The sequence below is a fragment of the Micromonospora palomenae genome, assembly GCF_007829925.1.
In the GTDB taxonomy this organism is placed as follows: Bacteria; Actinomycetota; Actinomycetes; order Mycobacteriales; family Micromonosporaceae; genus Micromonospora; species Micromonospora purpureochromogenes.
This window is the reverse complement of sequence record NZ_VIXA01000002.1, coordinates 1727407-1750619: the sequence shown is the minus strand read 5'-3', so window position 1 is coordinate 1750619 and position 23213 is coordinate 1727407. Positions and strand designations below refer to the sequence as shown.

The following is a 23213-nucleotide window of genomic DNA, read 5'->3' as shown; positions in this document are numbered from 1 at the left end:
AGACGCTACCCGTTGAGGAACCCCGAGATCCGCTCCCGCAGGTCGGCGCGGTCGGTCCAGGCGAAACCCGGGCGGTCGTAGAGGTGCAGGGTGGCGTGCGGCAGCGCGGCGGCCAGCTCCTCGGCGACGTGCGCCGGGTGCAGGTCGTCGCCGGCACAGCCGATCACCAGCGCCGGGGCGGTCACCGCGGCGAGCGCGGAGACGTCCCGCAGTGGGGCCTGCTCCGGCAGGTCGGCCAGCCCGGGGGCGAGCCCGTCGCGGAGCAGCTGGTCGAGCCGCTGCCGCAGGTACGCCCAGCCGGCCGGGGTGTTGCGCACCGCCGCCGGCACCTCCAGCGAGACCACGTCGGCGACGGCCGAGGCGTCACCGTCGGCCACCGCGTCCAGCAGGTCGGTCAGCCGTTGCCGGGCGACCGGGCCGCGCGGTTTGTCGAGCACCGCGGGCAGGAAGAAGACCAGCTTCTCGAAGCGGTCGGGACTCTCCAGCAGCAGCCGGCAGAGCGCTCCGGCCCCGAGGCTGGCTCCGAACGCCCGGGTGGCGCCACCGAGGTCGGCGACGGCCCGCAGGTCGCGGGCGAGGTCCAGGTAGCTCCACGGGCCCGGCGGCGCGTCGGAACGCCCGTGCCCGCGGAACTGGAAGAAGATCTTGCGGCCGGTGACGGCGCTGCCGAACGGGCGGGTGGTGGCGATGCCGTTGCCGAGCCCGTGCGCGAAGACGGTGGCCGGGTCACCGGCGCCGGTGACCAGCCGCTCCAGCCGTACGCCGTGCGGCGTGGTGACCAGCTCGGTCTCCGGCTCGGGCAGGGCCGGTCGGCCGGTACGCGGCGCTCCCGGACCGGGCCCCCAGGTGCGGGGTCCGCCGTCGGGCGGCGGGGGCCAGCGGAAACCTCTCACCAGAATCCTTTGCCGTCGTGCAGGTCGCGCAGCCCGACCCGGACGTCGAGCAGGTAGATCAGGCCCGCCGCGATGCCGATCAGCCCGAAGATGCTGAGCGCGCCGAAGCCGAGCAGGGTGAGCACCAGACAGACCGCCAGGATGGCGATCCAGCCGCCCTTGGGCAGGGTGCCGATCGCCGGAAACGCGTCGGACCGCTGGGTGATCGCGTGCACCAGGGCGACACCCTGCACGATCAGCGCGAACACGAGCAGGATCCGGTCGATCACGAAGACGACATCGAAGACGAAGATCGGCGCGGCGATGGCCATGCCGGCCAGCATATGCCGACGACCCCGGAAACGTCCCACAGGACGCTTCCGGGGTCGTACCGGTTTGCGACGGTTACTCGGCGGCCGGACGGGTCCGCTTGGTGGCCTTCGGCAGCTTCGCCGACGGGGTGGCGGCCGGCTTGGCGGCCCGCGCCCGGGGGGTCTTCGCGGTGGCCGGCTTGGCCTCGACGACCTCGGCCACCTCGGCCGGGGTGGGGATCTCCGCCTCGGCCGGTGCGGCGGTGGCGGTCGTCGCGACCTCGTTCTTCACCTCGGCCGGGAGGGTGGCGTCGGTCGCCTCGATGTCGGCGTTGACGGTGTCGGCGGCCTCCAGCACGCCGGCACCGACGACGCGCTCGCCGCGGGCGATCAGCGCGCCGTACGCGGCCAGCGCGCGCTCCTGGGCGGCCTGCGCACCGACCAGCAGCGCGGCGGCGTTGCGGGTGGCGGCCTCGCGCAGCTTGTCCAGGTCGAGGTCGGCCGGGACGGCCTTCTCGCGCAGGCCGGTCGCCGTCAGGTTGGCGGTCTTGAAGGTCTCGGTGGCCTTCTGGCGCAGCTCGAAGCCGGTGACGACGGCCTTGCCGCCGATCTCGGTGACCGCCTTGGTGCCGTCGGCGACGACCTTGGTGCCCAGCTCGCTCACCACGGTCGGGAGCTTGCGGAGCTGCTGGTACGCCAGCTCGCCGGCGCCGGCGGCGGCGTAGAGCGGGGCCGGGATGCGGTTGGTCTTCGGCTGGGTCATGACTTCTCCTCCTCGGCCGCTCCCGCGGCCTTGCTGTCGGGGGTGACGGGGGCGGGCGCGGAGCCCGCCTCGGTGACGGCGACCGATTCCAGGACGGCCTCGGTCGGGGTGCCGTCGGGGGTGGTGGGGCCGGTCGCGGCCGGCGTGACGGTGGCGGCCGCCCCGGTCGGCTGGGCCGGTGCGCTGGGTTCCGCCGCCGGAGTGGTCTCCGGGCCGGCCGCGGCGGTCGCCTCGGCGAGCCGGACGTTCTCCCGGCGGAAGGTCTCGTAGATCTGGGTCAGCGACTGCTTCTGCGCCATCGTCAGGTCGGGGTCGACGGCGATCGCCGCGAGCACCCCCTGACCCTCCTTGTCGTCGAGCAGCCCGGCGCGCAGGTACATCGCCGGGGTGGAGACCCGCAGCGCGCTGGCGAGCTGCTGGAGCACCTCGGCGCTCGGCTTGCGCAGCCCGCGCTCGATCTGACTCAGGTACGGGTTGCTCACCCCGGCCTGCTCGGCGAGCTGGCGCAGCGAGATCTTGGCATTCCGGCGCAGGTCACGGATGAATCCGCCGACGTCGGGTAGATCCTTGGGTGCGGCCATGGGCCCAACAGTAGTCCGCGGTGCTAACTACAGCAAGCAAAGCGCTAGCCAGAGTTAGCAAGGTAACAATAGGCGGTTGCGGACCCGATGTCCGCTGGTAGCTTGCACGCGTGACGATGATCGACATCAACGGTGCCCGGCTCGCCTACGACGACCTGGGCAGCGGCAGCCCCGTGCTCCTGCTCCACGCCGGCATCGCGGACCGGCGGATGTGGCGGCACCTGGCGCCCGCTCTCGCCGAACGGCACCGGGTGATCGCGCTCGACCTGCGCGGCTACGGCGACTCCGAACTGCCGCCGGCGTCCTTCGCCCACCACGACGACGTGGTCGCGGTGCTGGACGCGCTGGGCATCGACCGGGCCGCCCTGGTCGGCTGCTCGTTCGGCGGGGCGGTGGCGATCGACACCGCGCTGACGCACCCGAAACGGGTCTCGGCCCTCGCGCTCTTCGGCTCGGCCGTCGCCGGCAACCAGTGGTCCGAGGAGGCCGAGCAGCTCTGGGAGACGCTGGTCGGCGAGGTGGACCCGGAGGACTTCGCGGCGAGCGCGGCCGGCGAGGTGCGGTTCTGGGTGGTCGGCCCCGGCCGCCGCCCGGAGGACGTCGACCCGGGCCTGGTCGCCTTCGCCGAGGAGATGGACCAGCGGGCGCTCGCGGCCGAGCAGGCGCTCAGCGCGGTGGAGGTCGACGACCTCGACCCGCCGGCGATCGAGCGCCTCGGTGAGCTGCGGCTGCCGGTGCTGGTCACCGCGGGCGCGGCCGACGTACCGGACATCTCCCGGCTCGCCGATCGGATCGCGGCCGAGGTGCCCGGCGCGGTGCGCCTGCCCGACATGCCGGACGCCGCCCACCTGCTGCCGCTGGAGCGCCCGGAGGCGGTCGACGCCGCCCTGCGCGACTTCCTGGGCTGATCGGCCCGACGGCCGCGGGTGTCGCCTGCGGGCTGTCCCGGCGGCGGGACCGCGATTGCGGGCATGTCGCGGTCGCCGGGACATGGGGTCGGTAAGCGGTGTTCCTGTCAGGCATATTCATGCCTGACAGGATTGAAGCTCATCCGGGTGCGCCGTCGGACCGACGTCACGGTCCGTAGCCACCCACCGCCGTGCGAACGCCGCAGCGGTCAAAGGTCCTGGCCGCGCCGGCCGCGACACGCGCCCCGCGCGTCAGGCGGCCGGGCGCGGGCCGGGCGTCACCAGGCGGCCCGCACGACCCCGACCGGCAGGCCGCCGCCGAGCAGCGGCAGTTCGGCGTACTCGGTCAGCACCGGGGCGTCGACGCCGAGCCGGCGCAGCGCGGAGACCAGCACCGGCATCCGGGCCCGCGCGGCGCCGTCGTCGATCTTGAGAGCGACCGCGCCCACGCCGGGCACGGCCGCGGCGATCACGCCCTCCGCGCCCACCTTGGCCAACGCCCCGGGTACGCCCCGCATCAGCCGGGTGTCCTCGGCCCCGGTCCCACCGACCAGCTCCGGGTACGCCCGCATCGCGTCGGCCACGGTCCGCTCCACCGACCCCGGCTCGGCGGAGACCAGCCGCAGGTACGCCCCGGCCAGCCCGGTCAGCGAGACGGCGAGCACCGGCGCGCCACAGCCGTCCACTCCCACGGCCGCCACCTCCTCGCCGGTGAACTCCTCGATCGTGGCGGTCAGCCGCTGCTGCAGGGGGTGCTCCGGCCGCCAGTAGCCGTCCAGCGGCCAGCCGGCCGCCACGCAGGTCAGCAGCATCCCGCTGTGCTTGCCGGAGCAGTTCATCTGCACCCGGGTGGGCCCGCCGCCGGCGCGCAGCACCGCCTCCCGGGCGGCCTCGCCCACGGGCAGGTCGGGCGGGCAGTGCAGGGCCGAGCCGTCCAGCCCGGCCCGGGCCAGCAGCGCCGCCACCCGGGCCAGGTGGAACTCCTCGCCGGCGTGGCTGGCGGAGACCAGCGCCACGTCGGCCGGGTCGGTCAGCGGCAGGCCGGCGCGCAGCATCCCGATCGCCTGCATCGGCTTGCTCGCCGAGCGCGGGAAGATCGGCGAGGTGACGTCCCCCGCCCCGGCCACCGGTGCGCCACCGGCGTCGAGCACCACCACCGAGCCGCGGTGCACGCCCTCCACGAAGCCGGACCGGACCACCTCGACGAGCGGCACGCCGCCCTCGTACGTCTTTCCCACGAAGTGGACGGTACCGACGCCCCGGCAGGGCTCGGCAGCCGGGTGACCAGGGACGTCGGCGGTGGCCGTACAGGGGTGGGTGGCGGGGCCGGCCTTACAGGCCGAGCAGCGTACGGGCCTCGGCGGTGGTCAGCGGCGGACGCTGGGCGAGCTGGGCGAACCCGACCGCCCGGGCGACCAGCTGCATGTTGGACTCGACCGGCTGGCCCTTGGCGTAGGTGACCGTGTCCTCCATGCCGACCCGCAGGTGGCCGCCGGCCGAGAGCGAGGCCAGCAGCACCGGGATCGTGCTGCGCCCGATGCCGGTGGCCGAGAAGGTGGTGCCCTCCGGCAGGTCACGCAGCGCCTGGTGGGCGGCGACCAGCGCCTGGGTGGTGCCCGGCATGCCGCCCGGCACGCCCATCACGAAGTCGACGTGCACGTGGCCGCCGTGCGGCAGCCCGTACTTGCCGAGCAGCCGCTGCAGGGCGGTGAGGTGGCCCAGGTCGAAGATCTCGTACTCGGGGACGATGCCGCGCTCCTGCATCCGGGTGTGCAGGTCGACGATGAACTCCCACCGGTTGAGGAAGACGTCGTCGCCGAAGTTGAGCGTGCCCATGGTGCAGGAGGCCATGTCCGGCCCGGCGTCGAGCACGGCGAGCCGGGCGGACTCCGGGTCGGTCACCGCGCCGCCGGAGGAGAGCTGCACGATCAGGTCGGTGTTCTCCCGCAGCGCCGCCACGGTGTCCCGCAGCCGGCCCTGGTCCAGCGTCGGCCGCGCCTCGTCGTCACGGATGTGGACGTGGATCACGGCGGCGCCGAGCGCCTCGCACTCCTTGGCGGTCAGCAGCAGCTCGTCGAGGGTCACCGGCAGCGCCGGCACCTCCGCCTTGGCCGACTCCGCGCCGGTGGGGGCAACCGTGATCAACGTCCCTGTGCTCATGCCGGGATCCTAGCCGCCCCGGCCGGCTCCGGTCGACGGCCGGAGCCGGGATCGACGGAAGAATGGCGGGACCGCGCCCGGCGGGAAGGAAGACTTCCTGCAATGTGAGCGCGGGCCCGGCACCCTTACTCCCGGTCGATCGCCGCGGCGGTCTCCCCCACCAGCAGGCGGGCGTCGTCGCCGACGTTGCGCTTGACCACGGCGAGGGCGACCTGCCCCAGCTCGTAGTGGTGCACGGCGGTGCCGACGAAGCCGACCGCCCGGCCGTCCAGAATCACCGGCGTGCCGGCGGCCGGCGGCTGGTCGGTGGTCACCCCGTCCAGATGCAGCAGTACGAGCCGGCGCGGCGGCTTGCCCAGGTTGTGCACCCGGGCCACCGTCTCCTGCCCCCGGTAGCAGCCCTTGTTCAGGTGCACCGCCGGGGCGATCAGACCCACCTCGGCGGGGATGGTCCGGTGGTCGGTGTCCACGCCCACCCGGGGCAGCCGGGCGGCCGCCCGCACCGCCTCGTACGCCCACAGCCCGGCCACCGGCACCCCGTTGCCGCGCAGCTCGGCGACGACCTGGTCCATGGCGGGCCGGGGCACCAGCAGGTCCACGCCGAGCGGGCCCCGGCGGGCCCAGCCGCCGACGGGCAGCGGCCGCACGTCGTACACGACGGTGGGCCGCGACGGCAGCTCGTCGGAGCGGAACTTCGGACCCGGCACCGCGACCACGTCGGGGTCGGCCAGCCCGGTGACGCCGAGCGCCGCGACGGCCGCGACCGCCTCCGGACCGACCAGCGAGAGCAGCGCGTGGTCGGCGGTGGCGTCGCGCGGTTCGACCCGGCTGAAGAACCGCATCTTCTCCAGGTACGACAGCAGCCCCTCGGTGGCGCCCGGCTCGGTGTCGAGCCAGGTGGTCTCGCCGTCCTCGGCGACCATCGCGTGCTGCTCCACGTGCCCGTGCGGGCTGAGCACCAGCAGCTCGGTGCCCTGCCAGGGCTTCAACGCGTTGAGGTGCTGGCTGGTCAGCGTGTGCAGCCAGCCGATCCGCTCCTCGCCGGGCACCGCGACCACCCCGCGGTGCGACCGGTCGACCAGGCCGACCCCGGTGGCCAGGGTGCGCTGTTCGCGCATCGGGTCCCCGTAGTGCGCGGCGACGCCCCGGACCCCGGCGGCGCGGTGCGCCGGCTCCGGCTGGTCGCGACTGGCCTCGTCGATGGCCTCGACGGCCACCGCTCCCGCGATGTCGATCATTTCGGTTCCCCGTCCTCGCAGTGGCCGCAGACGCCGAAGAGCGCCACGTGCCCGATGTCGACCCGGAACCCGCGCTCGGCCACGAGCTGGTCGGCGAGGGGACGGAGCAGCTCGGGATCCATCTCGTCGATCGCCCCGCACTCGCGACAGACCAGGTGGACGTGCTGGTGCTCACCCGCCGCGTGGTAGGTCGGCGACCCGTGTGACAGGTGGGTGTGGGTCACCAGCCCGAGCCGCTCCAGCAGCTCCAGGGTCCGGTAGATGGTGGTGATGTTGACGCCCGCGGCGACCTCCCGGACCGCCGTGTGCACCTGCTCCGGCGTGGCGTGCCCCAGGTCCAGCACGGCCTGGAGCACCAGCTGCCGCTGCGCCGTCAGCCGCAGCCCACGGGAGCGGAGCATTTCCGCGAGGGAGGATTCGGACACCGTCCGATCATAGTTCGGCGCCGGCGGGTCGTTCCGGCGCGGAAAGCTCCAGGCTCGCCGGGATGGCCCTGAAGGCGCGCGCGACCCGCTCGACGAGGGTCGGCAGCCCGCCCTGGCCGCCGCCGTGCACCCAGGCCCGGGCGGCCAGGCGCCAGGCGGTGGTGGTGACCTCGGCGAGGACCTGGGGCCGGAGGTCCCCGGCCGGCAGCGCGAGCTTGCCGGCCAGCCGGTCGGCGATCCGCTGCTCGACCTCGGCGCGGTAGTGGGCGGCGTACGCCAGCAGGGCGGGCGAGGTCAGCACGAGCCGCCGGGTGGCGACGTAGCGGTCCGCCCAGTCGGCCCCGAGCCCGGTGACCACCTCGCCCAGCAGGTCGCTCAGCTCGGTGAGCACGAGGCCGGACAGGGCGCGCCGCTCCAGGGCGGCCAGGTAGGCCGACCAGAGCTCCGCCTCCGCCTCGATGGCGGCGGCCTCCTTGGCCGGGAAGATCCGGAAGAAGCTGCTCCGGGACACCTCCACCGCGTCGACCAGCTCCTCCACCGTGGTGGCCTCGAAGCCCCGCTCGGTGAACATGCGCAGCGCGGCGTCGGCGAGCGCGCGCCGGGTCCGCAGCTTCTTGCGCTCCCGCAGCGGCAGGGACCGGTCGGACGTCGAGGAGTCGGCGGTCATGGCCGCAATCTAGCCGCATCCCGCCCGGGATGAGACCTGCCACCCTTAGAAACCAGTTGCCAAATGAGACTGCGTCTCAATATGCTCTGAGTATCGAAACGGTGGAGCGAACGAAGGAGCGACCCATGTCGACCACTCCCACCCTCAACGGCCAGGTCGTCGGCCTGGCCCACTACGCCACCCGCGCGGTCCTCGAACGCGAGCTGGCCCCGACCGGCACGTCCTTCCCGCAGGCGCTGGCCCTCAACGCCGTCGCCAACGCCGACGGGACGCTCGACCGCTCCCGGCTGGTCGACCGGATGACGAGCACCTTGAAGGTCGACGCGGCGGCGGTGCTGGCGACGATCGCCGAGTTGGCCGCAGCCGGCCTGGTGCGGGTGCTGCCCGCCGACGAAGTCCGGGTGGACCTGACCGACGCCGGCCGGGCCCGGCAGCGGCGAATCGCCGAGATCAGCGCCGGCATCGCCGGCCGGGTGTACGCGGACATCCCCGCCGCCGACCTGGCCGTCACCGCCCGCGTGCTGACCCTGGTCACCGAGCGGGCCAACGCCGAACTGGCCGCCGCGCGGGGTTGACCCGGGCAGCCGGCCGCGACCCGGCGCCCCGGCCACTGTCTAGGCTCGACGGTCATGGAGGCAACCAGGGTCGCCGTGCTCGGCCGGGGCGTCGTACCCGGTGGGGAGCCGGTGCTGCGCGGCGACGACCTCGGCGTGCTGCACGGCGACGGCCTCTTCGAGACCATGCACCTGCGGGGCGGGCGGCCCTGGCTGCGCGCGGCGCACCTGGCCCGGATGCGGGCCGGCGCCGCCGCCGTGGAGCTGGCGCTGCCCGCCGAGGACGCCCTGGTCGAGCTGCTGGAGAGCGTGGCCGCCGGCTGGCCGGCGGAGGTGGAGGGCGCGCTCCGGCTGGTCTGCACCCGGGGCCCGGAGGGCGGCGGCCCGCCGACGGTCTACGCCACCCTGGGCGAGGTCCCGCCGTCCGCCCGACGGGCCCGACTCGACGGTGTCGGCGTGGCCACCCTGCCCCTCGGCGTGGCCGCGACGGCCCGGCCGGAGCTCGGCTGGCTCCCCACCGGCGTCAAGTCCACCTCGTACGGGGTGAGCAGCGCCGCCCGACGCTGGGCCGCCCGCACCGGCGTGGACGACGTGCTCTGGACCTCCACCGACGGGTACGTGCTGGAGGGGCCGAGCGCGAACGTGGTGTGGCTGGAGGGCGGGACGCTCTGCACCGTCCCGGCCGCCGCGACGGGCATCCTCCCCGGCGCCACCTGCGCCTGGCTGCTCGCCCACGTCGGGGAGCTGGGCTTCGCCGCCGCCGAGCGGATGGCCACGCCGCAGCGGCTGGTCGAGGCCGACGGCGTCTGGTTCACCTCGTCGGTGCGCGGCCTGGCGGAGTTCCGCAGCCTCGACGCCACGCGCCTCCCCCGCTCCCCGCACACCCCGGCCCTCCAGGCCCTCCTGGCCCACCCCGTCCCCTGACCCCAACCGGGTCCGGGGACGCGGAGCTGTCGACCACCGCGGTCCGGGGTGGGCGTGCCGGACGGTGGGTCAGCCGGCCACGCGGATGAGGCGGGCGGAGAGGTGCGGCGAGAGGGGTTGGCCCATGCCGGCCATCTCCTGGGCGTAGAGCAGCGCGCCCTCGACGATGCCGAAGAGCCGGGCGCCGGCCGTGACCTCCTTGGCGGTGGAGGTCCGCACGACCGCGTCGGTGGCGAACTCGATCTGGGTGCCGGTGCGCTTGCCGATGTAGAGCTCCATGATCCCGGTGGGGCTCATCATCAGCGCCTCCAGCTCGTCGGTGGCCCGGTCGCCGCTGAGCACCGGACGCCACCAGCCGACCTCACGCCCGGCGGGCCGCACCGGGCGGCTCTGCTCGTCGAGGATCCACGCCCGCGACTCGTAGAGCAGGAATGGCCGGCCGTCGTGGCTGATCCGGATCTCCTGGGCGAAGTCGAAGTCCTCGATGGTGGGGAAGCCACCCCGGCCGCGGCCCCGCCACACCCCGACGTACGGCAGCAGGCCGTCGAGCGCCGGGTGCAGCTTCGGGCCGACCCGCAGGTCGTGGCTCTCCTCGTACGGGTACTCCTCGACCGGCGGCGCGTTCAGCCACGGCGGCTGCAGCGGGTTCTCGTCCGACGGGTTCGCGCTCACCGGTTACCTCGGCTTTCCTTCGTTCGCGACTGCGGGGCTCGCAAACCCGGCTCACTCCTCGCGCTCACCAACGTCCTCTCGAAATGCGTACGGCAAGGTAGACCAGGCCACCGGCGAGCGCGCCGAGGCCCGCGACCAGCAGGCTGACGAACCCGATCTCGGTAACCATCATGGTCATCCTATGCTGGGCGTCATGGCCCGCACTCTCGTCGTCAAGGCCACCGCCGGGGCGGACGCGCCGGAGCGGTGCGCCCAGGCCTTCACGGTCGCCGCCACCGCCGCCGCAGCCGGGGTGGAGGTGTCGCTCTGGCTGACCGGCGAGTCGACCTGGTTCGCCCTGCCCGGTCGGGCGGAGCAGTTCGAGCTGCCGCACTCCGCGCCGCTGGCGGAGCTGCTGCACGTCATCCTCACCACCGGTCGGGTCACCGCCTGCACCCAGTGCGCCGCCCGCCGGGACATCGGCCCCGGCGACGTGCTGCCGGGGGTACGCATCGCGGGTGCGGCCGTCTTCGTCGAGGAGGCGATGGCCGAGGGGGCCCAGGCGCTGGTCTACTGACCCACCCCCGGACGCTTATGTCCGATCTGCGCGGACTGCCGATACTGTCCCGACTTGTCAGTCCGCTGCCTACCATTCGGTTGTGAACGAGGCGATAGAGGAGTTCTTCGCATCGCTGCCGGCGCGCGCCCCGGCGGTGCTGCGCACCCCGTTCGCCGGGACCATCCAGATCAACCTCACCACCGACAACCGCACCGACCACTGGCTGGTCCAGATGAGCCCCGGCGAGGTCATCGTCACCCGGGCCCGCGGCCCCGCGGACGCCATCTGGACCAGCAGCGCGGACCTCTTCGAGCGGCTGGTCACCGGTCGGGCCGAGGCCGTATCCGCGGTCCTGCGCAATGAGTGCACCTTCGGGGGCAACTCCGCGCTCTTTCTCGCCTTCCGCCGGTTCCTCCCCGACCCGCCCGGTGCCCGGGATCCCCGGGAAAGCGCCCGCGAGCAGGTCGGACGGTCGGGGTGAGGCAGCCGGTCAGCATCCTCGACGGCAACACCTTCGTCGTCTGCGACCGCCGCGGCGACATCGAGCCGTCGTTCGACTTCCCCACCGGGCTCTTCTCGTTCGACACCCGCTTCCTCTCCACCTGGCTGCTCACCCTCGACGGGGAGCGGCTGCACGCCCTGTCGATCGACGACTCGCAGTCCTACCGGACCCGGTACTTCCTGGTCCCCGGCGAGCCGACGCACTACCTCGACGCCAAGGCGTCGGTGATCCGCAGGCGGGCCATCGGCGGCAGCCTCGGCGAGGAACTCACCGTGCTCAACCACTCCGAGCGGGAGATGCGCTTCAACCTCCGGCTGGAGATGGGTTCCGACTTCGCCGACCTCTTCGAGATCAAACACAAGCGGCGCAAGGTGGGCCGGACCACCGCCACCGTCGCCGAGAACGAACTGCGGTTGACCTACCGGCGGGAGGCGTTCCACCGGGAGACCGTGATCACCAGCACCACCCCCGCCGAGGTGGACCCGGGCGGGATGACCTGGACGATCCTCGTCGGCCCGCACGCCGAGTGGAGTACCCGGCTGCACGTTTCGGCGTTGATCTACGGCGCCCGCGGGGAGGACTTCCGCGCGACCACCCCGCTGAGCGGCAGCCGCAGCCCCGCCGCCATCCTGGCGGAGCAGCAGGAGCTGGTCGACAGCGCGCCCAAACTGGGCTGCGACTGCGAGCCGCTGGCCACGGCATACCGGCAGAGCCTCACCGACCTCGCCGCGCTGCGCTACGAGTCGATCACCCTCCGCGTACGCCTGCTCGCGGCGGGCCTGCCCTGGTTCATGACCATCTTCGGCCGGGACAGCATCCTCACCTCGCTCCAGGTGCTGCCGTTCCTGCCCGAGCTGATCCCGCCGACCATCATGATGCTGGCCGGGTTGCAGGGACACCGCCTGGACGACTTCCGCGACGAGGAGCCGGGCAAGATCCTGCACGAGCTGCGCTACGGCGAGACGGCCGGCTTCGAGGAGCAGCCGCACTCGCCCTACTACGGCTCCGCCGACTCCACCCCGCTCTTCCTGATCCTGCTCGACGAGTACGAGCGGTGGACCGGCGACGCCGACCTGGTGCGGAAGCTGGAGTTCCCGGCCCGGGCGGCGCTGGCCTGGATCGACAGCTACGGCGACCTGCTCGGCACGGGCTACCTCTGGTACCGCACCCGCAACCCGGACACCGGCCTGCAGAACCAGTGCTGGAAGGACTCGTGGGACGCGATCTCCTACTCCGACGGCCGGCTGCCGGACTTCCCCAGGGCCACCTGCGAACTCCAGGGGTACGCGTACGACGCGAAGCTGCGCGGCGCCCGGATGGCCCGGCAGTTCTGGAACGACCCCGCCTACGCCGAGCGGCTGGAACGCGAGGCCGCCGCCCTCAAGGAGCGCTTCAACCGGGACTTCTGGATCCCCGAGCGCGAGTACTTCGCGCTCGCCCTCGACCCGGAGGGGCGGCACGTGGACGCCCTCTCCTCCAACATCGGGCACCTGCTGTGGAGCGGCATCGTGGACGAGTCCCGGGCCGAGCGGATCGCCCGCCTCCTGCTCGATCCCCTGCTCTTCTCCGGCTGGGGGGTACGCACGCTCGCCGCCGACCAGGGGCGGTACAACCCGGTCGGCTACCACGTCGGGACGGTCTGGCCGTTCGACAACGCCTTCATCGCCTGGGGCCTCGCCCGGTACGGCTTCCGCGAGGAGGCCGGACGCATCTGCGAGAGCATGCTCAGCGCCTCCCGGTACTTCAACGGACGGCTCCCGGAGGCGTTCGCCGGCTACGACCGCCACCTCACCGAGTACCCGGTGCAGTACCCCACGGCGTGCAGTCCGCAGGCCTGGTCGGCGGGGACGCCCCTGCTGCTGCTGCGGGTGATGCTCGGGCTGGAACCCCAGGGCGAGCACCTGATCATCGACCCGGCGGTGCCGGAGGGCATGGGCCGGGTGGAACTGCTGGACATCCCCGGCCGGTGGGGCCTGGTGGACGCCCTCGGCCGCAGCCGCACCCCGCACGACCCCCGGCACGACCGCTGACGTGCGCCGACGCCGAGGGGATGAGCCAGCGCTGACCGCGCGGGCGTCACGGGGATCAGCAGCGCCGACCGCGCCGGCGCCGAGCGGGATCAGCAGCCGGTGGAGGCGGAGACCCGGACCTGCTCGCCGGTCGCGTCGGCCAGGACGACGGCCGTGCCGCGCCGGTAGGCGTACACCTCGGGGGTGTCCACCACCGCGCCGCCGGCGGCCAGCGGCTTCAGCCCCGCCAGCGGCGCCGGCGCGGCCCCGGCGGCGACCCAGGCGGTCCGGGCGACCCCGCCGCCGGGGCAGGGCGCGACGACCTGTTCCGGGGTGCCCGCCGGGCGGCCGAGCGCGCGCAGCGCCTCGTCCAGGGCCGGCTCGCCGGCGTAGCCGGGAAGGAGTGTCGCGGATGCCACGTCGTCCGGGCGGCAGCCGGTGTCCACCGTCAGCCGGACCCGGCCGGGAGTGACCACCCGGCCGTGCACCGCGACGAACTCACCGGCGTCGGCCCGCAGCCGGGGACCGTCGGAGCCGAGGTGGACCCCGGCGCGCCAGTCCGCGGGGAGCCGTTTGGCGACCGCCTCCAGCAGCGCCCGTTCCCCGCCCTCGGCCACCACCACGTCCAGGTCCCGGGCCAGCGACGCGCCGTCGTCCATCGGGGTGACCCGACAGCCCCGGTCGAACCGCGGCGCGGCCAACTGCCAGGCCCCGTCACCGGTGGCGGCGACGAGACGGCCGACCGCCCGGTCGACCACCGGTACAGCCTCGGCGAGGGTGCGCTGCTCGCGCACGGTCGGCGGGTCGTGCCGCACGGACCACCAGGTCAGCGCGCCCAGCAGCACCGCCCAGAGCACGGTCGCCACCAGCAACCAGCGCGGCCACCCTCGGGTGGGCGCCGGCTCGGAAGGACCACTCGGCGGGGCCCACCCCGCCTGGACAGCACCGCTCACCCGCCCATCGTGTCACGCGCCCGCCGTCGGGCCGGCCGCCCCCTGCGGCGGAGACCGGGCGGACGACCGGGGCCGGTCACCCCGGGTGGGGTGACCGGCCCCGGGCCGATCAGAGCGTGGGTCAGGCGACGGTCACGGAGACCTCGTTGATGCCCCGTCCGGCGGTCACGGCGGTGTCGCCGTTGCCGTGCCGGGACAGCGCCCGCAGCGTCCAGCTGCCCGGCGCGGCGAAGAACCGGAACTGCCCGGCCGGGGAGGTGACCACCTCGGCGGTGAACTCACCGGTCGAGTCGAGCAGCCGGACGTACGCGCCCGGCACGGTCTCGCCCGCGTCGGAGCGGACCACACCGGTGATGACGGTTTCCTTCTCCAGGTCCAGGCTGGCCGGCAGCGGCGCGGCCTGGTCGGGAGCGGCGCAACCAGCGGCGGTGGGTGCAGTCATCTCAGGCCTCCCCAGGCTCGTCGCCGAGCGCCACCGGCACACCGACCAGCGAGCCGTACTCGGTCCAGGATCCGTCGTAGTTCTTCACGTTGCGGTGGCCGAGCAGCTCCTGGAGCACGAACCAGGTGTGCGAGGAGCGCTCACCGATCCGGCAGTAGGCGATGGTCTCCTTGCCGTCGTCCAGCCCGGCGTCGGCGTAGATCCGGCGCAGCTCGTCGTCGGACTTGAAGGTGCCGTCCTCGTTGGCCGCCTTCGACCACGGCACGCTGATCGCGGTGGGCACGTGGCCGGCCCGCTGCGCCTGCTCCTGCGGCAGGTGGGCGGGGGCGAGCAGCCGGCCGGCGTACTCGTCGGGGCTGCGCACGTCGACCAGGTTCTTGGTGCCGATGGCGTCGACCACCTCGTCGCGGAAGGCGCGGATCGAGGCGTCCGGCTCCTGCGCGACGTACTCGGTCCGGGGGCGGGTCACCGGGTCGGCGACCAGCGGACGGGCGTCCAGCTCCCACTTCTTGCGGCCGCCGTCGAGCAGCTTGACGTCGCGGTGGCCGTAGAGCTTGAAGTACCAGTAGGCGTACGCGGCGAACCAGTTGTTGTTGCCGCCGTAGAGGATCACGGTGTCGTCGTTGGCGATGCCCCGCTCGGAGAGCAGCGCCTCGAACTGGGTCTTGTTGACGAAGTCCCGACGGACCGGGTCCTGCAGGTCGGTCCGCCAGTCCAGCTTGATCGCGCCGGCGATGTGGCCGGTGTCGTACGCCGAGGTGTCCTCGTCGACCTCGACGAAGACGACGCCCGGGGCGTCGATGTTCTTCTCGGCCCACTCGGCCGAGACGAGTGCGGTGTCGCGACTCATCGAATCACTCCCTGGTGAGGATGGATGGTGAGCCTGCGCGGGATCGAAATCGGTGATTGTCGCACCACGCGCGGGACCCATAGAGGAACGGATCACGGGTTCGTGCGACGGCGCCGCTGCCGGGCGTGCGGTGGGAAGAGCACCGGAGGGTGGAGAGACCCTGAAGCCGGTTGGCCGCTAGGCGGCCGGAGACAGCCCCGCCGTCAGATGACGGAGCGACACAGGCAGGTGGCCACGCGGCACAGGTCGACCGCGCGCCGTTTGGTGAGGTGCGTCCCCATGAGCAGGGAGCCTAGCAGCCGTCCCGGAGAGCGCCACCGGTCCGACCAGCATGCGGGACACGACGCGGGACACGACGACGGCCCGGCCGGGCGGCCGGGCCGTCGTGCGGATGCCCGGTCAGCGGGCCGAGTTGATCGGTACGTTCGCCGCGTCGGCGGTCACCATCAGGCCCTCCGGCCTGGGCTCGACCTTGCGGACGTTGAGCTGGAACGGCAGCTCGGGCAGGGGCACGTCGATCGAGATGCCCTTGGCGTAGTTGCTCAGCAGCGTCCGGGCCAGCGGCACCGCCGGCAGCCCTTCGGCGGTCAGGTCGTTGAAGCGCAGCGCGACCTTGTTGCCCTCGGCCACGGTCACGTCGGCGGTGCCGGTGACGGTGAGCTTCTGCCCGAGGATGTCCACCGGGGCGGTCACGGCGAGCTTGCCGTTCTGCTCGCCGAGCTTCAGACCGGGGCGGTCCAGCAGGGCGGCCAGGCTGTCGTAGGTGACGGTGCCGGTGCCGTCGACCTTCTCGGCGACCACGTCGCCGCTGCCCGAGCGGAGGGTGTCCAGCGAGGCCCGCACGTTCCGGGCGTCCACGTCCAACCGGGGCACGCTCACCGCGTTGCCCTCGACCGAACCCCGCACGTCGGTCAGCACGATGGAGATCCGCTCGTAGCGGCCGTCGAGCACCTGGGTCAGGAACGGGAAGCCGCCGACGTCGACCTTGGGCGGGGCGGACTGGGCGTCCTGCTTGGCGACCTCCTGCTTCACCTGGTCGGCGATGGCGCGCTCGGCCACCCCGGCCGCCACCCGATCGGCCACGACCAGCAGCCCGACCAGCAACAGCAGGAGGACGACCAGCGTGACCAGCACCTTGCGCCCCCGCCGCCGGGGACGCTCCTCGTACGCGGGGTACGCCTCTGCCACGCCGCCTCCTCGTCCGTCGCCGTCGCTGTCCCGCGACGTCCGTGTCCACCGCGCCACCGGCGCGGGCGCACCGTTGGTACCCGAGCGGTGTGACGCTCAACCGTAGGTCAGAGGAACAGCACGCACATGGCGTACGCGGCCGGCGCGGCGAGCGCGAACCCGCCGAGCGGACCCTGCATGTGCCGGGCGATCCACAGCGTCGGCGGCTCGCCGGCCATCAGGCGGCCCGCCTCGGCGTACCCGACGGCGAGGTCGGCCAGCACGGCGGTGGCGGCGGTGACCAGGCCGATCAGCGCGGCGCTGGTCGGGGTGAAGCCGACCAGGTAGCTGCCGAGCACCGCGCTGGTCAGGGTGCCGATCATCGCCCCGGCCACCACGCCGGCCGCGCCGCGCGGCACCTGCGGGGCGAGCCGGGGCCAGGGCAGCACGGCGTCGGTGAGCCGGGCGACGGTGAGCGCGACGCCGGTGGCGGCCAGGCAGACGGTGATCGCCTGGGTGCCGGCCGGGATCCGGCTGAGCGTGATCAGGGTGGCGAACGCGACCACCCCGACCACGATGAGCAGGGTGGTGCCGAGCGAGTCGGTGACCCGGATCCGGTCCACCCGGCGGACGAGCTGACCCAGCACGCCGAGCAGGAATCCGCCGGCCGCGACGTATCCGAGCGGCGCGAGGGCGGCGATGTCCGACTGCACCGCGGCGACGTCCGCCGCGCCGGCGACGGCGGCGCTGACCACCGCGACCAGCAGCAGGGCGGGCGGGCGCATGGCCATCGTCCAGGCGAGGACGAAGAGCAGCTGCACGCCGAAGACGATGAAGGCGAAGGGCAGCCGGTGCCCCGGTCCGGCGGTCTGGGCGCCGAGCACCAGGCCGACCCCGAGCAGCGCGGCGAAGCCTGCGACGGTCAGCGAGAGCGGCTTGCGCACGTCGACCGGCTCGACGACCTCCGCCTCCGGCTCCGCCGGCTCGTCGTCGGGCCGGCGGGGCGCGCCGCCCTTGCGGGCCCGGCGCGGCCCACGCTCCCGCCGCGGCTCGCCGTCGTCGGTCGGCCCGGTACGCGGGCCGGGCGGGAGGCCACGGGCAGGGCCGGCCGGCCCCGAACGGGCGTCGTCGGGCCACGGGTCACGGCCGGTCTCGGGCGAGGTGGAGGGAAACACGCCCCGATCGTGCCAGACCAGGTGGCTCCGGCGGAGGTCACGGTTTCGGCAACGTTAAAACCTGCGGCGCGATCATGGGCACATCCGACAAACAGGAAAGGACGAGCGGGACTCACCTGGGCCATCGGTTACGCTCAAGCCGTTACCCGCCCGTCAGCGACGCCGGGACCCACGCAGTTCGCAGCGCCACGCCCTCCGGGCTGCCGCTGGTCGCGCGCGGCTTCGCCGCCGCCGGACGGAGGTGATCGTGTGGAGATCCTGTTGCTGGTGACCGCGCGCGCAGGTGAACCATCGGCAGTGCTGCCGGCGCTCGACCTGCTGCCGCATTCGGTCCGCACCGCACCCCGTGACGTCCGCACCCTGGTCGCCGGTCCGAGCCCGGACGCGGTGCTGGTGGACTCGCGGTCCGAGCTGAGCGAGGCGCGGGCGACCTGCCGGATGCTGCACGCCACCGGCCTCGGCGTGCCGCTGGTGGCGGTGGTGACCGAGGCGGGGCTGATCGCGTTGAACGCCGACTGGGGCGTCGACGACGTCATCCTGGCCAGCGCCGGCCCGGCCGAGGTGGAGGCCCGGTTGCGCCTCGCGGTCGGCCGGCTCAGCAACGCCACCGCCGGCGCCGGCGGCTCGATCCGGGCCGGCGAGCTGACCATCGACCCGGACACCTACGCGGCCAAGCTCAAGGGCCGGCCGCTCGACCTCACCTACAAGGAGTTCGAGCTGCTGAAGTTCCTGGCCCAGCACCCGGGCCGGGTCTTCACCCGGGACCAGCTGCTCCGCGAGGTCTGGGGGTACGACTACTTCGGCGGCACCCGGACGGTGGACGTGCACGTCCGGCGACTGCGGGCCAAGCTCGGCTCGGAGTACGAGTCGATGATCGGCACGGTCCGCCAGGTGGGCTACAAGTTCGTGGTTCCGCCGTCGCGGTCGCTGCCGGAGGCGGAGCACAGCCCGCGGCCGGTCCGGGCGGAGCACGCCTGATCACCGGTCTGCACGATCGGGCCGCATCGCCGGTTTGAGCCGCGACCGTCGCGGTTCCACCCGTCCGGAGCACTGTTTCCGATCCGCCCCTTTTGCCCTTCTTGTCGGTCCTATTCTCAGGGCGAGTTGGCGGCGAGAGGGGCGACGGTGCGGGCACTGACCACAGGGGCGACGAGGGGACCGGCCCACGGTCCACACCGGCGGTGGCACTGATGGGCCCCCGGAGCACCGGCCGCGCCGTGGGCGTCGTCGTCCTCGTGCTGGCGGCCCTGCTCGGCACCGCGTACGTGCTCGGTCGGAGCCTGCTCCCCGACCAGCCCCGATCCCGGACCGGCGTCACGGCCAGCGTCCACGACACCGAGTACGCCGACCAGTCGCCCGGGTCCGGCATCCCCGGGGACGCGCCGTCGGGCCGCGCCGAGGCCGGCCAGGAGCCCGACGCCCCTCGCGCGACCGAGAACCCGGACGACGGCCTGTTCGGCACCCGGGTGACCACCGGCTCCCCCGAGGTGGCGCTCACCTTCGACGACGGGCCGGACCCGCAGTACACCCCGCAGGTGCTCGAGATCCTCCGTCAGTTCCACGTCCGGGCCACCTTCTGCGTGGTCGGCGAGAACGCGCAGGCCCACCCGGACCTGATCCGGGCGATCGTGGCCGACGGGCACACCCTGTGCAATCACTCCTGGCAGCACGACGTGCAGCTGGGGCAGCGCTCCCCCGCCACGATCCGCGCCGACCTGCTGCGGACCAACCAGGCGATCCACGAGGCCGTGCCCGACGCCCCCATCGCCTGGTACCGGCAGCCCGGCGGCGCCTGGACGTACCCGGTGGTGTCGGTCGCCAAAGAGCTGGGGATGACGTCGCTGCACTGGAACGTGGACCCGGTGGACTGGGAGGCGCCCGGCGCCGCCCGGATCGCCACCCAGGTCACCCAGGGCGTCGGGCCCGGCGCGATCGTGCTGTTGCACGACGCCGGCGGGGACCGGCAGGGGACGGTCGACGCGCTGCGTCACATCCTGCCCGACCTGACCAGCCGCTTCCGCCTGGAGGCACTGCCGGTCGACGGCACCACCTGAGCCCCCGCGCCGATGGGGCTACGGTGACTGGGTGAGCAGCGCGGAACCGACGACCGACCGGGTGGCCCGGGCCGACCGACTCGCCCCGGCCGAGGTGGCCGAGGCCCTGGCGCTGGCCCGCCTCGCCGGCGACGCCGACGGCGCGGACCCGTTCGACGAGCACACGCTGCTGCGGCTGCGGGACCCGGAGGCGCCGGCCGTGCATCTGACCGCCCGCGCCACCGACGGCACCCTGACCGGGTACGCCCACGTGGACACCTCCGACCCGGCGGCCGGCGTCGGCGCGGAGCTGGCGGTCCATCCGGCGTACCGGCGGCGGGGCACCGGCCGGGCGCTGGCCCGGGGCGTGCTGGCGGCGGCGTCCGGGCCGGTGCGGGCCTGGGCGCACGGGGACCACCCCTCCGCCGCGGCGCTCGCCGTCGACCTGGGCTTCACCCGCGCCCGGGTGCTCTGGCAGCTGCGCCGCTCGCTGGCCGCCGCGCTGCCCGCGCCCCGGCTGCCGGACGGCGTCGTGCTGCGCGCCTTCCGCCCCGGCGCGGACGACGAGGCCTGGCTCGCGCTGAACACCCGCGCCTTCGCCGCGCACCCGGAGCAGGGCCGGTGGGCCCCTGCCGACCTGCGCGCCCGGCTGGCCGAACCGTGGTTCGACCCGGCCGGTTTCCTGCTCGCCGTCGAGGAGGCCAGCGGCCGACTGCTCGGCTTCCACTGGACCAAGGTGCACGAACGTCCCGGCTCGGCCCGGATCGGCGAGGTCTACGTGCTCGGGGTGGACCCGGCGGCGCACGGCGGCGGGCTCGGCCGGGCGTTGACCACCGCCGGCCTGGCCCACCTGCGGGACGCGCGCGGACTGGACCGGGTGATGCTCTACGTCGACGAGTCGAACACCAGCGCGGTGGCGCTCTATGAGCGGATCGGTTTCGCCCGCTGGTGCGGGCACGTCAACTACCAGCTGGGCTGAGCCGGCGTGCGCGGCGGTCGGGTGGCAGCTGGCCTCGGCGCGCTGCTCCTGGTCGCCGGTTGCGGCAACCAGGCCCGGTCCGACGGCGGGCCGGTGCCCGCCCGGCTGTGCGTACCCGGCACGCTCGACGCCCAGGGCTCGTCGGCCCAGCGCAACGCGATGGACCTGTGGCGCGCCGACTACCAGCGCTCCTGCCCCGGCGCCACGGTCAACTACGACCCGTCCGGCTCGGGGACGGGCATCCGGGCCTTCCTCGCCGGCACGATCGACCTGGTGGGGACGGACTCCCCGTTGAAGGCGATGGAGCAGGCCCAGGCGGACGCGCGCTGCTCGGGTGGCAAGGCGGTGAGCCTGCCGATGGTCGTCGGGCCGGTCGCGGTGGCGTACCGCCTGGGCGGCGTGGCCGAGCTGCGGCTGAGCCCGGCCACCCTGGCGAAGGTCTTCGGTGGCGCCATCCGGCGCTGGGACGATCCGGCGATCCGGGCGGACAACCCGGGTGTCGCGCTGCCGCCCACCCGGGTCCGCGCCGTGCACCGGCAGGACTCCTCCGGCACCACGGAGACCTTCACCAGCTTCCTCACCGCGAGAGCCGGGCCGGACTGGCCCTTCGGCTCCGGGCGCGACTGGCGGGCGCCGGACGGCACCGGCGCGGCCGGCTCGGAGCGGGTGGCGAGCGCGGTCCACCACACCGAAGGGGCGATCGGCTACCTGGAACTCTCGTACGCCCGGCCGCGGGGGTTGGCGGTCGCCGCGGTACGCACCGGCGCGGACCGGTTCGTCGTACCCTCCGGCGAGGCGGCGGTCCGCAGCGTCCAGGTGCCGTCCAGCGGCCTGGCGGTGCGGGTGGACCCCACTCCGACGGACCCGGCCGCGTACCCGATCGTGCTGATCACCTCGGAGGTCGTCTGCGACCGGGGGCGGTCCGCCGACAAGACGGCACTGATGAAGGGGTTCCTCGGCTACGCCGCCAGCGAGGACGGGCAGCGGTCGATCGCCCGGCAGGGCTACGGGGCGCTGCCGGAGGAGCTGCGGATCCGGGTGCGGGCGGCGGTCGACGGCCTCGGCTGAGGGCCGTCCGGGCGATCACCGCGCGGTAACGGCGACGCGTCGGCGGGATAACGGCCGTCCCGGCAAGTCGGGATAAATGGCGATAGCAGGCCGGCAGTTCACCTATCGGACAACCGGTCCTCAGGCCATGGCCACCCCGTCGGCCGCGCTTGTTCATCTTCCGTTCACTTCTGACCGGCGAACCGTCTACCTGGCACTCCTAGCTTTCGTGTCAGCCGGTCAGCGCCGGCGCCCGGGCCCTTCCGGGCGACCTGACCAAAGACGTGAAGGGAAACCCCTCAGGTGAAGCTCCAGCGGCACGGCACCATCGCCTGCCTCGCTCTTACCGCGGTGCTCGGTCTCAGTGCATGCGGCTCGGACAACAACGAGCCGACCGGCACGTCCGCCTCGGGTTCCGCCAGTGCGGCGGACTGCGCCAAGGGCACGCTGAACGCGCAGGGCTCCTCCGCGCAGAAGAACGCCATGGCCGAGTGGATCAAGGCGTACCAGCAGAAGTGCGCCGGTACGACGATCAACTACGAGCCGACCGGCTCGGGCGCCGGCATCCAGGCCTTCCTCGCCGGCACCGCCGACTTCGCCGGCTCCGACTCCGCCCTGAAGGAGGAGGAGAAGCCGCAGGCCGACGCCAAGTGCGCGGGCGGCCAGGCGCTCAACCTCCCGATGGTGATCGGCCCGGTCGCGGTCGTCTACAACGTCGACGGCGTGGACAACCTCCAGCTCACCCCGACCACGCTCGCGAAGATCTTCGCCGGCAAGGTCACCAAGTGGGACGACGCGGCCATCAAGGCCGACAACCCGACCGCGAAGCTGCCGGCCACCGCGATCCAGACGGTGCACCGCTCCGACGAGTCGGGCACCACGGACAACTTCACCAAGTACCTCTCCAAGACCGCCACCGCGGACTGGACCTTCGGCAACAACAAGGCGTGGAAGGCCCCGGGTGGCGTCGGCGCCGCGAAGTCGGACGGCGTGGCCAGCAAGGTCAAGAGCACCGGCGGCACGATCAGCTACGTCGAGTGGTCCTACGCCGAGAACTCCAGCCTCAAGAAGGCCAAGATCCAGAACGGCGCCGGCGAGTTCACCGAGCTGACCGCCGACTCGGCCGGCAAGACCATCGCCGGGGCCAAGATCGAGGGTCAGGGCGACGACCTCAAGATGTCGATCGACTACAGCACCAAGGAGGCCGGGGCCTACCCGATCGTCCTGGTGACCTACGAGATCGTCTGCAGCAAGGGCCTCGCGGCCGACAAGCTCCCGCTGGTCAAGGGCCTGCTCGGCCACGCCGCCAGCGCGGAGGGCCAGGCCGACCTGGTCGAGCTGGGCTACGCCCCGCTGCCCGACTCGGTCCGCACCAAGGTCGAGGCCGCGGTCAAGAACCTCGGCTGACCTACCCCGAGCGACACCACCTCTCAATTCGAAGCG

Annotated in this window: 28 protein-coding genes; 11 read left to right on the top strand and 17 right to left on the bottom strand. The window is 73.7% G+C overall.

Features of this window, described 5'->3' with window-relative positions; all coding sequences use genetic code 11:
* Positions 1-5 precede the first annotated feature (5 nt).
* The 4 genes from FHX75_RS19280 to FHX75_RS19265 all read right to left on the bottom strand — a co-directional run bounded on the left by FHX75_RS19280 (position 6) and on the right by FHX75_RS19265 (position 2527).
* The gene (locus FHX75_RS19280; RefSeq protein ID WP_154941626.1) at positions 6-893 is read right to left on the bottom strand and encodes an alpha/beta fold hydrolase; all 888 of its coding nucleotides are present in this window, start codon (positions 891-893) and stop codon (positions 6-8) included.
* Complete coding sequence (locus tag FHX75_RS19275; RefSeq protein WP_154941624.1) at positions 890-1204, bottom strand: DUF2516 family protein; 315 nt, start codon at positions 1202-1204, stop codon at positions 890-892. The genes FHX75_RS19280 and FHX75_RS19275 overlap by 4 nt, the downstream gene beginning before the upstream one ends.
* 73 nt (positions 1205-1277) lie before the next feature.
* Positions 1278-1946: a hypothetical protein gene (locus FHX75_RS19270; RefSeq protein ID WP_154941622.1), complete on the bottom strand. Its 669-nt coding sequence runs from the start codon at positions 1944-1946 to the stop codon at positions 1278-1280.
* Positions 1943-2527 (bottom strand): helix-turn-helix domain-containing protein, encoded by a 585-nt coding sequence (locus FHX75_RS19265; RefSeq protein WP_154941620.1) that lies wholly within the window; start codon positions 2525-2527, stop codon positions 1943-1945. The genes FHX75_RS19270 and FHX75_RS19265 overlap by 4 nt, the downstream gene beginning before the upstream one ends.
* A gap of 116 nt (positions 2528-2643) precedes the next feature.
* Here FHX75_RS19265 and FHX75_RS19260 point away from each other — a divergent pair, with 116 nt between their 5' ends.
* Positions 2644-3435, top strand: coding sequence for an alpha/beta fold hydrolase (locus tag FHX75_RS19260; protein WP_154942045.1), 792 nt, complete (start codon positions 2644-2646; stop codon positions 3433-3435).
* A gap of 278 nt (positions 3436-3713) precedes the next feature.
* Here the strand turns inward: FHX75_RS19260 and FHX75_RS19255 are convergent, their stop codons facing one another.
* The 5 genes from FHX75_RS19255 to FHX75_RS19235 all read right to left on the bottom strand — a co-directional run bounded on the left by FHX75_RS19255 (position 3714) and on the right by FHX75_RS19235 (position 7925).
* Positions 3714-4673 carry an asparaginase gene (locus tag FHX75_RS19255; protein WP_154941618.1) on the bottom strand — a complete coding sequence of 320 codons (960 nt, stop codon included), beginning with the start codon at positions 4671-4673 and terminating at the stop codon, positions 3714-3716.
* A 94-nt stretch (positions 4674-4767) separates the two neighbouring features.
* The gene (locus FHX75_RS19250; RefSeq protein ID WP_154941617.1) at positions 4768-5595 is read right to left on the bottom strand and encodes a beta-keto acid cleavage family enzyme; all 828 of its coding nucleotides are present in this window, start codon (positions 5593-5595) and stop codon (positions 4768-4770) included.
* 125 nt (positions 5596-5720) lie between these two features.
* Positions 5721-6833: a CAF17-like 4Fe-4S cluster assembly/insertion protein YgfZ gene (gene ygfZ / locus FHX75_RS19245; protein ID WP_154941615.1), complete on the bottom strand. Its 1113-nt coding sequence runs from the start codon at positions 6831-6833 to the stop codon at positions 5721-5723.
* Positions 6830-7234 (bottom strand): Fur family transcriptional regulator, encoded by a 405-nt coding sequence (locus FHX75_RS19240; RefSeq protein ID WP_088960086.1) that lies wholly within the window; start codon positions 7232-7234, stop codon positions 6830-6832. The genes ygfZ and FHX75_RS19240 overlap by 4 nt, the downstream gene beginning before the upstream one ends.
* A gap of 31 nt (positions 7235-7265) precedes the next feature.
* Positions 7266-7925 carry a TetR family transcriptional regulator gene (locus tag FHX75_RS19235; protein WP_154941613.1) on the bottom strand — a complete coding sequence of 220 codons (660 nt, stop codon included), beginning with the start codon at positions 7923-7925 and terminating at the stop codon, positions 7266-7268.
* A gap of 125 nt (positions 7926-8050) precedes the next feature.
* On the opposite strand from FHX75_RS19235, the gene FHX75_RS19230 reads away from it, so the two are divergent.
* A complete protein-coding gene (locus tag FHX75_RS19230; protein WP_154941612.1) occupies positions 8051-8500 on the top strand; it encodes a helix-turn-helix domain-containing protein in 450 nt (149 codons plus the stop codon).
* Positions 8501-8554: 54 nt separating this feature from the next.
* The gene (locus FHX75_RS19225) at positions 8555-9403 is read left to right on the top strand and encodes an aminotransferase class IV (RefSeq protein ID WP_154941610.1); all 849 of its coding nucleotides are present in this window, start codon (positions 8555-8557) and stop codon (positions 9401-9403) included.
* Between the two features lie 69 nt (positions 9404-9472).
* Here the strand turns inward: FHX75_RS19225 and FHX75_RS19220 are convergent, their stop codons facing one another.
* A complete protein-coding gene (locus FHX75_RS19220) occupies positions 9473-10075 on the bottom strand; it encodes a heme-binding beta-barrel domain-containing protein (protein WP_154941608.1) in 603 nt (200 codons plus the stop codon).
* A 64-nt stretch (positions 10076-10139) separates the two neighbouring features.
* Positions 10140-10244, bottom strand: a complete 105-nt coding sequence (gene mtfM, locus FHX75_RS32005; protein WP_267897534.1) for a small membrane protein MtfM — start codon at positions 10242-10244, stop codon at positions 10140-10142.
* A 12-nt stretch (positions 10245-10256) separates the two neighbouring features.
* Here mtfM and FHX75_RS19215 point away from each other — a divergent pair, with 12 nt between their 5' ends.
* The 3 genes from FHX75_RS19215 (at position 10257) to FHX75_RS19205 (ending at position 13145) form a co-directional block, all read left to right on the top strand.
* Entirely contained in the window at positions 10257-10631 is a 375-nt protein-coding gene (locus tag FHX75_RS19215; RefSeq protein ID WP_154941606.1) for a DsrE family protein, read from the top strand.
* Between the two features lie 82 nt (positions 10632-10713).
* A complete protein-coding gene (locus FHX75_RS19210) occupies positions 10714-11094 on the top strand; it encodes an SCP2 sterol-binding domain-containing protein (protein ID WP_154941604.1) in 381 nt (126 codons plus the stop codon).
* Positions 11091-13145: an amylo-alpha-1,6-glucosidase gene (locus tag FHX75_RS19205; RefSeq protein WP_154941602.1), complete on the top strand. Its 2055-nt coding sequence runs from the start codon at positions 11091-11093 to the stop codon at positions 13143-13145. Before FHX75_RS19210 ends, FHX75_RS19205 begins: the two co-directional genes overlap by 4 nt.
* A gap of 89 nt (positions 13146-13234) precedes the next feature.
* Here FHX75_RS19205 and FHX75_RS19200 read toward each other — a convergent pair whose 3' ends face one another.
* The 6 genes from FHX75_RS19200 to FHX75_RS19180 all read right to left on the bottom strand — a co-directional run bounded on the left by FHX75_RS19200 (position 13235) and on the right by FHX75_RS19180 (position 17711).
* Complete coding sequence (locus FHX75_RS19200; protein ID WP_154941600.1) at positions 13235-14077, bottom strand: hypothetical protein; 843 nt, start codon at positions 14075-14077, stop codon at positions 13235-13237.
* 121 nt (positions 14078-14198) lie between these two features.
* Positions 14199-14519: a DUF1416 domain-containing protein gene (locus tag FHX75_RS19195; RefSeq protein ID WP_154941598.1), complete on the bottom strand. Its 321-nt coding sequence runs from the start codon at positions 14517-14519 to the stop codon at positions 14199-14201.
* A gap of 1 nt (position 14520) precedes the next feature.
* Entirely contained in the window at positions 14521-15369 is an 849-nt protein-coding gene (locus FHX75_RS19190; protein WP_154941596.1) for a sulfurtransferase, read from the bottom strand.
* Positions 15370-15572: 203 nt separating this feature from the next.
* Positions 15573-15650 carry an Ms5788A family Cys-rich leader peptide gene (locus FHX75_RS32105; protein ID WP_323135737.1) on the bottom strand — a complete coding sequence of 26 codons (78 nt, stop codon included), beginning with the start codon at positions 15648-15650 and terminating at the stop codon, positions 15573-15575.
* 118 nt (positions 15651-15768) lie between these two features.
* Positions 15769-16557, bottom strand: coding sequence for an LmeA family phospholipid-binding protein (locus FHX75_RS19185; protein WP_154941595.1), 789 nt, complete (start codon positions 16555-16557; stop codon positions 15769-15771).
* Positions 16558-16664: 107 nt separating this feature from the next.
* Positions 16665-17711 carry a hypothetical protein gene (locus tag FHX75_RS19180; protein ID WP_154941593.1) on the bottom strand — a complete coding sequence of 349 codons (1047 nt, stop codon included), beginning with the start codon at positions 17709-17711 and terminating at the stop codon, positions 16665-16667.
* A 249-nt stretch (positions 17712-17960) separates the two neighbouring features.
* Between FHX75_RS19180 and FHX75_RS19175 the strand changes: the two genes are divergently transcribed.
* The 5 genes from FHX75_RS19175 (at position 17961) to pstS (FHX75_RS19155) (ending at position 23177) form a co-directional block, all read left to right on the top strand.
* Positions 17961-18689 (top strand): winged helix-turn-helix transcriptional regulator, encoded by a 729-nt coding sequence (locus tag FHX75_RS19175; protein WP_154941591.1) that lies wholly within the window; start codon positions 17961-17963, stop codon positions 18687-18689.
* Positions 18690-18901: 212 nt separating this feature from the next.
* Complete coding sequence (locus FHX75_RS19170; protein WP_154941589.1) at positions 18902-19765, top strand: polysaccharide deacetylase family protein; 864 nt, start codon at positions 18902-18904, stop codon at positions 19763-19765.
* A gap of 31 nt (positions 19766-19796) precedes the next feature.
* The gene (gene mshD, locus FHX75_RS19165) at positions 19797-20723 is read left to right on the top strand and encodes a mycothiol synthase (protein ID WP_154941588.1); all 927 of its coding nucleotides are present in this window, start codon (positions 19797-19799) and stop codon (positions 20721-20723) included.
* Between the two features lie 21 nt (positions 20724-20744).
* Positions 20745-21791, top strand: a complete 1047-nt coding sequence (pstS, locus tag FHX75_RS19160; RefSeq protein ID WP_154941586.1) for a phosphate ABC transporter substrate-binding protein PstS — start codon at positions 20745-20747, stop codon at positions 21789-21791.
* Positions 21792-22073: 282 nt separating this feature from the next.
* Entirely contained in the window at positions 22074-23177 is a 1104-nt protein-coding gene (gene pstS, locus FHX75_RS19155) for a phosphate ABC transporter substrate-binding protein PstS (RefSeq protein ID WP_154941584.1), read from the top strand.
* Positions 23178-23213 lie beyond the last annotated feature (36 nt).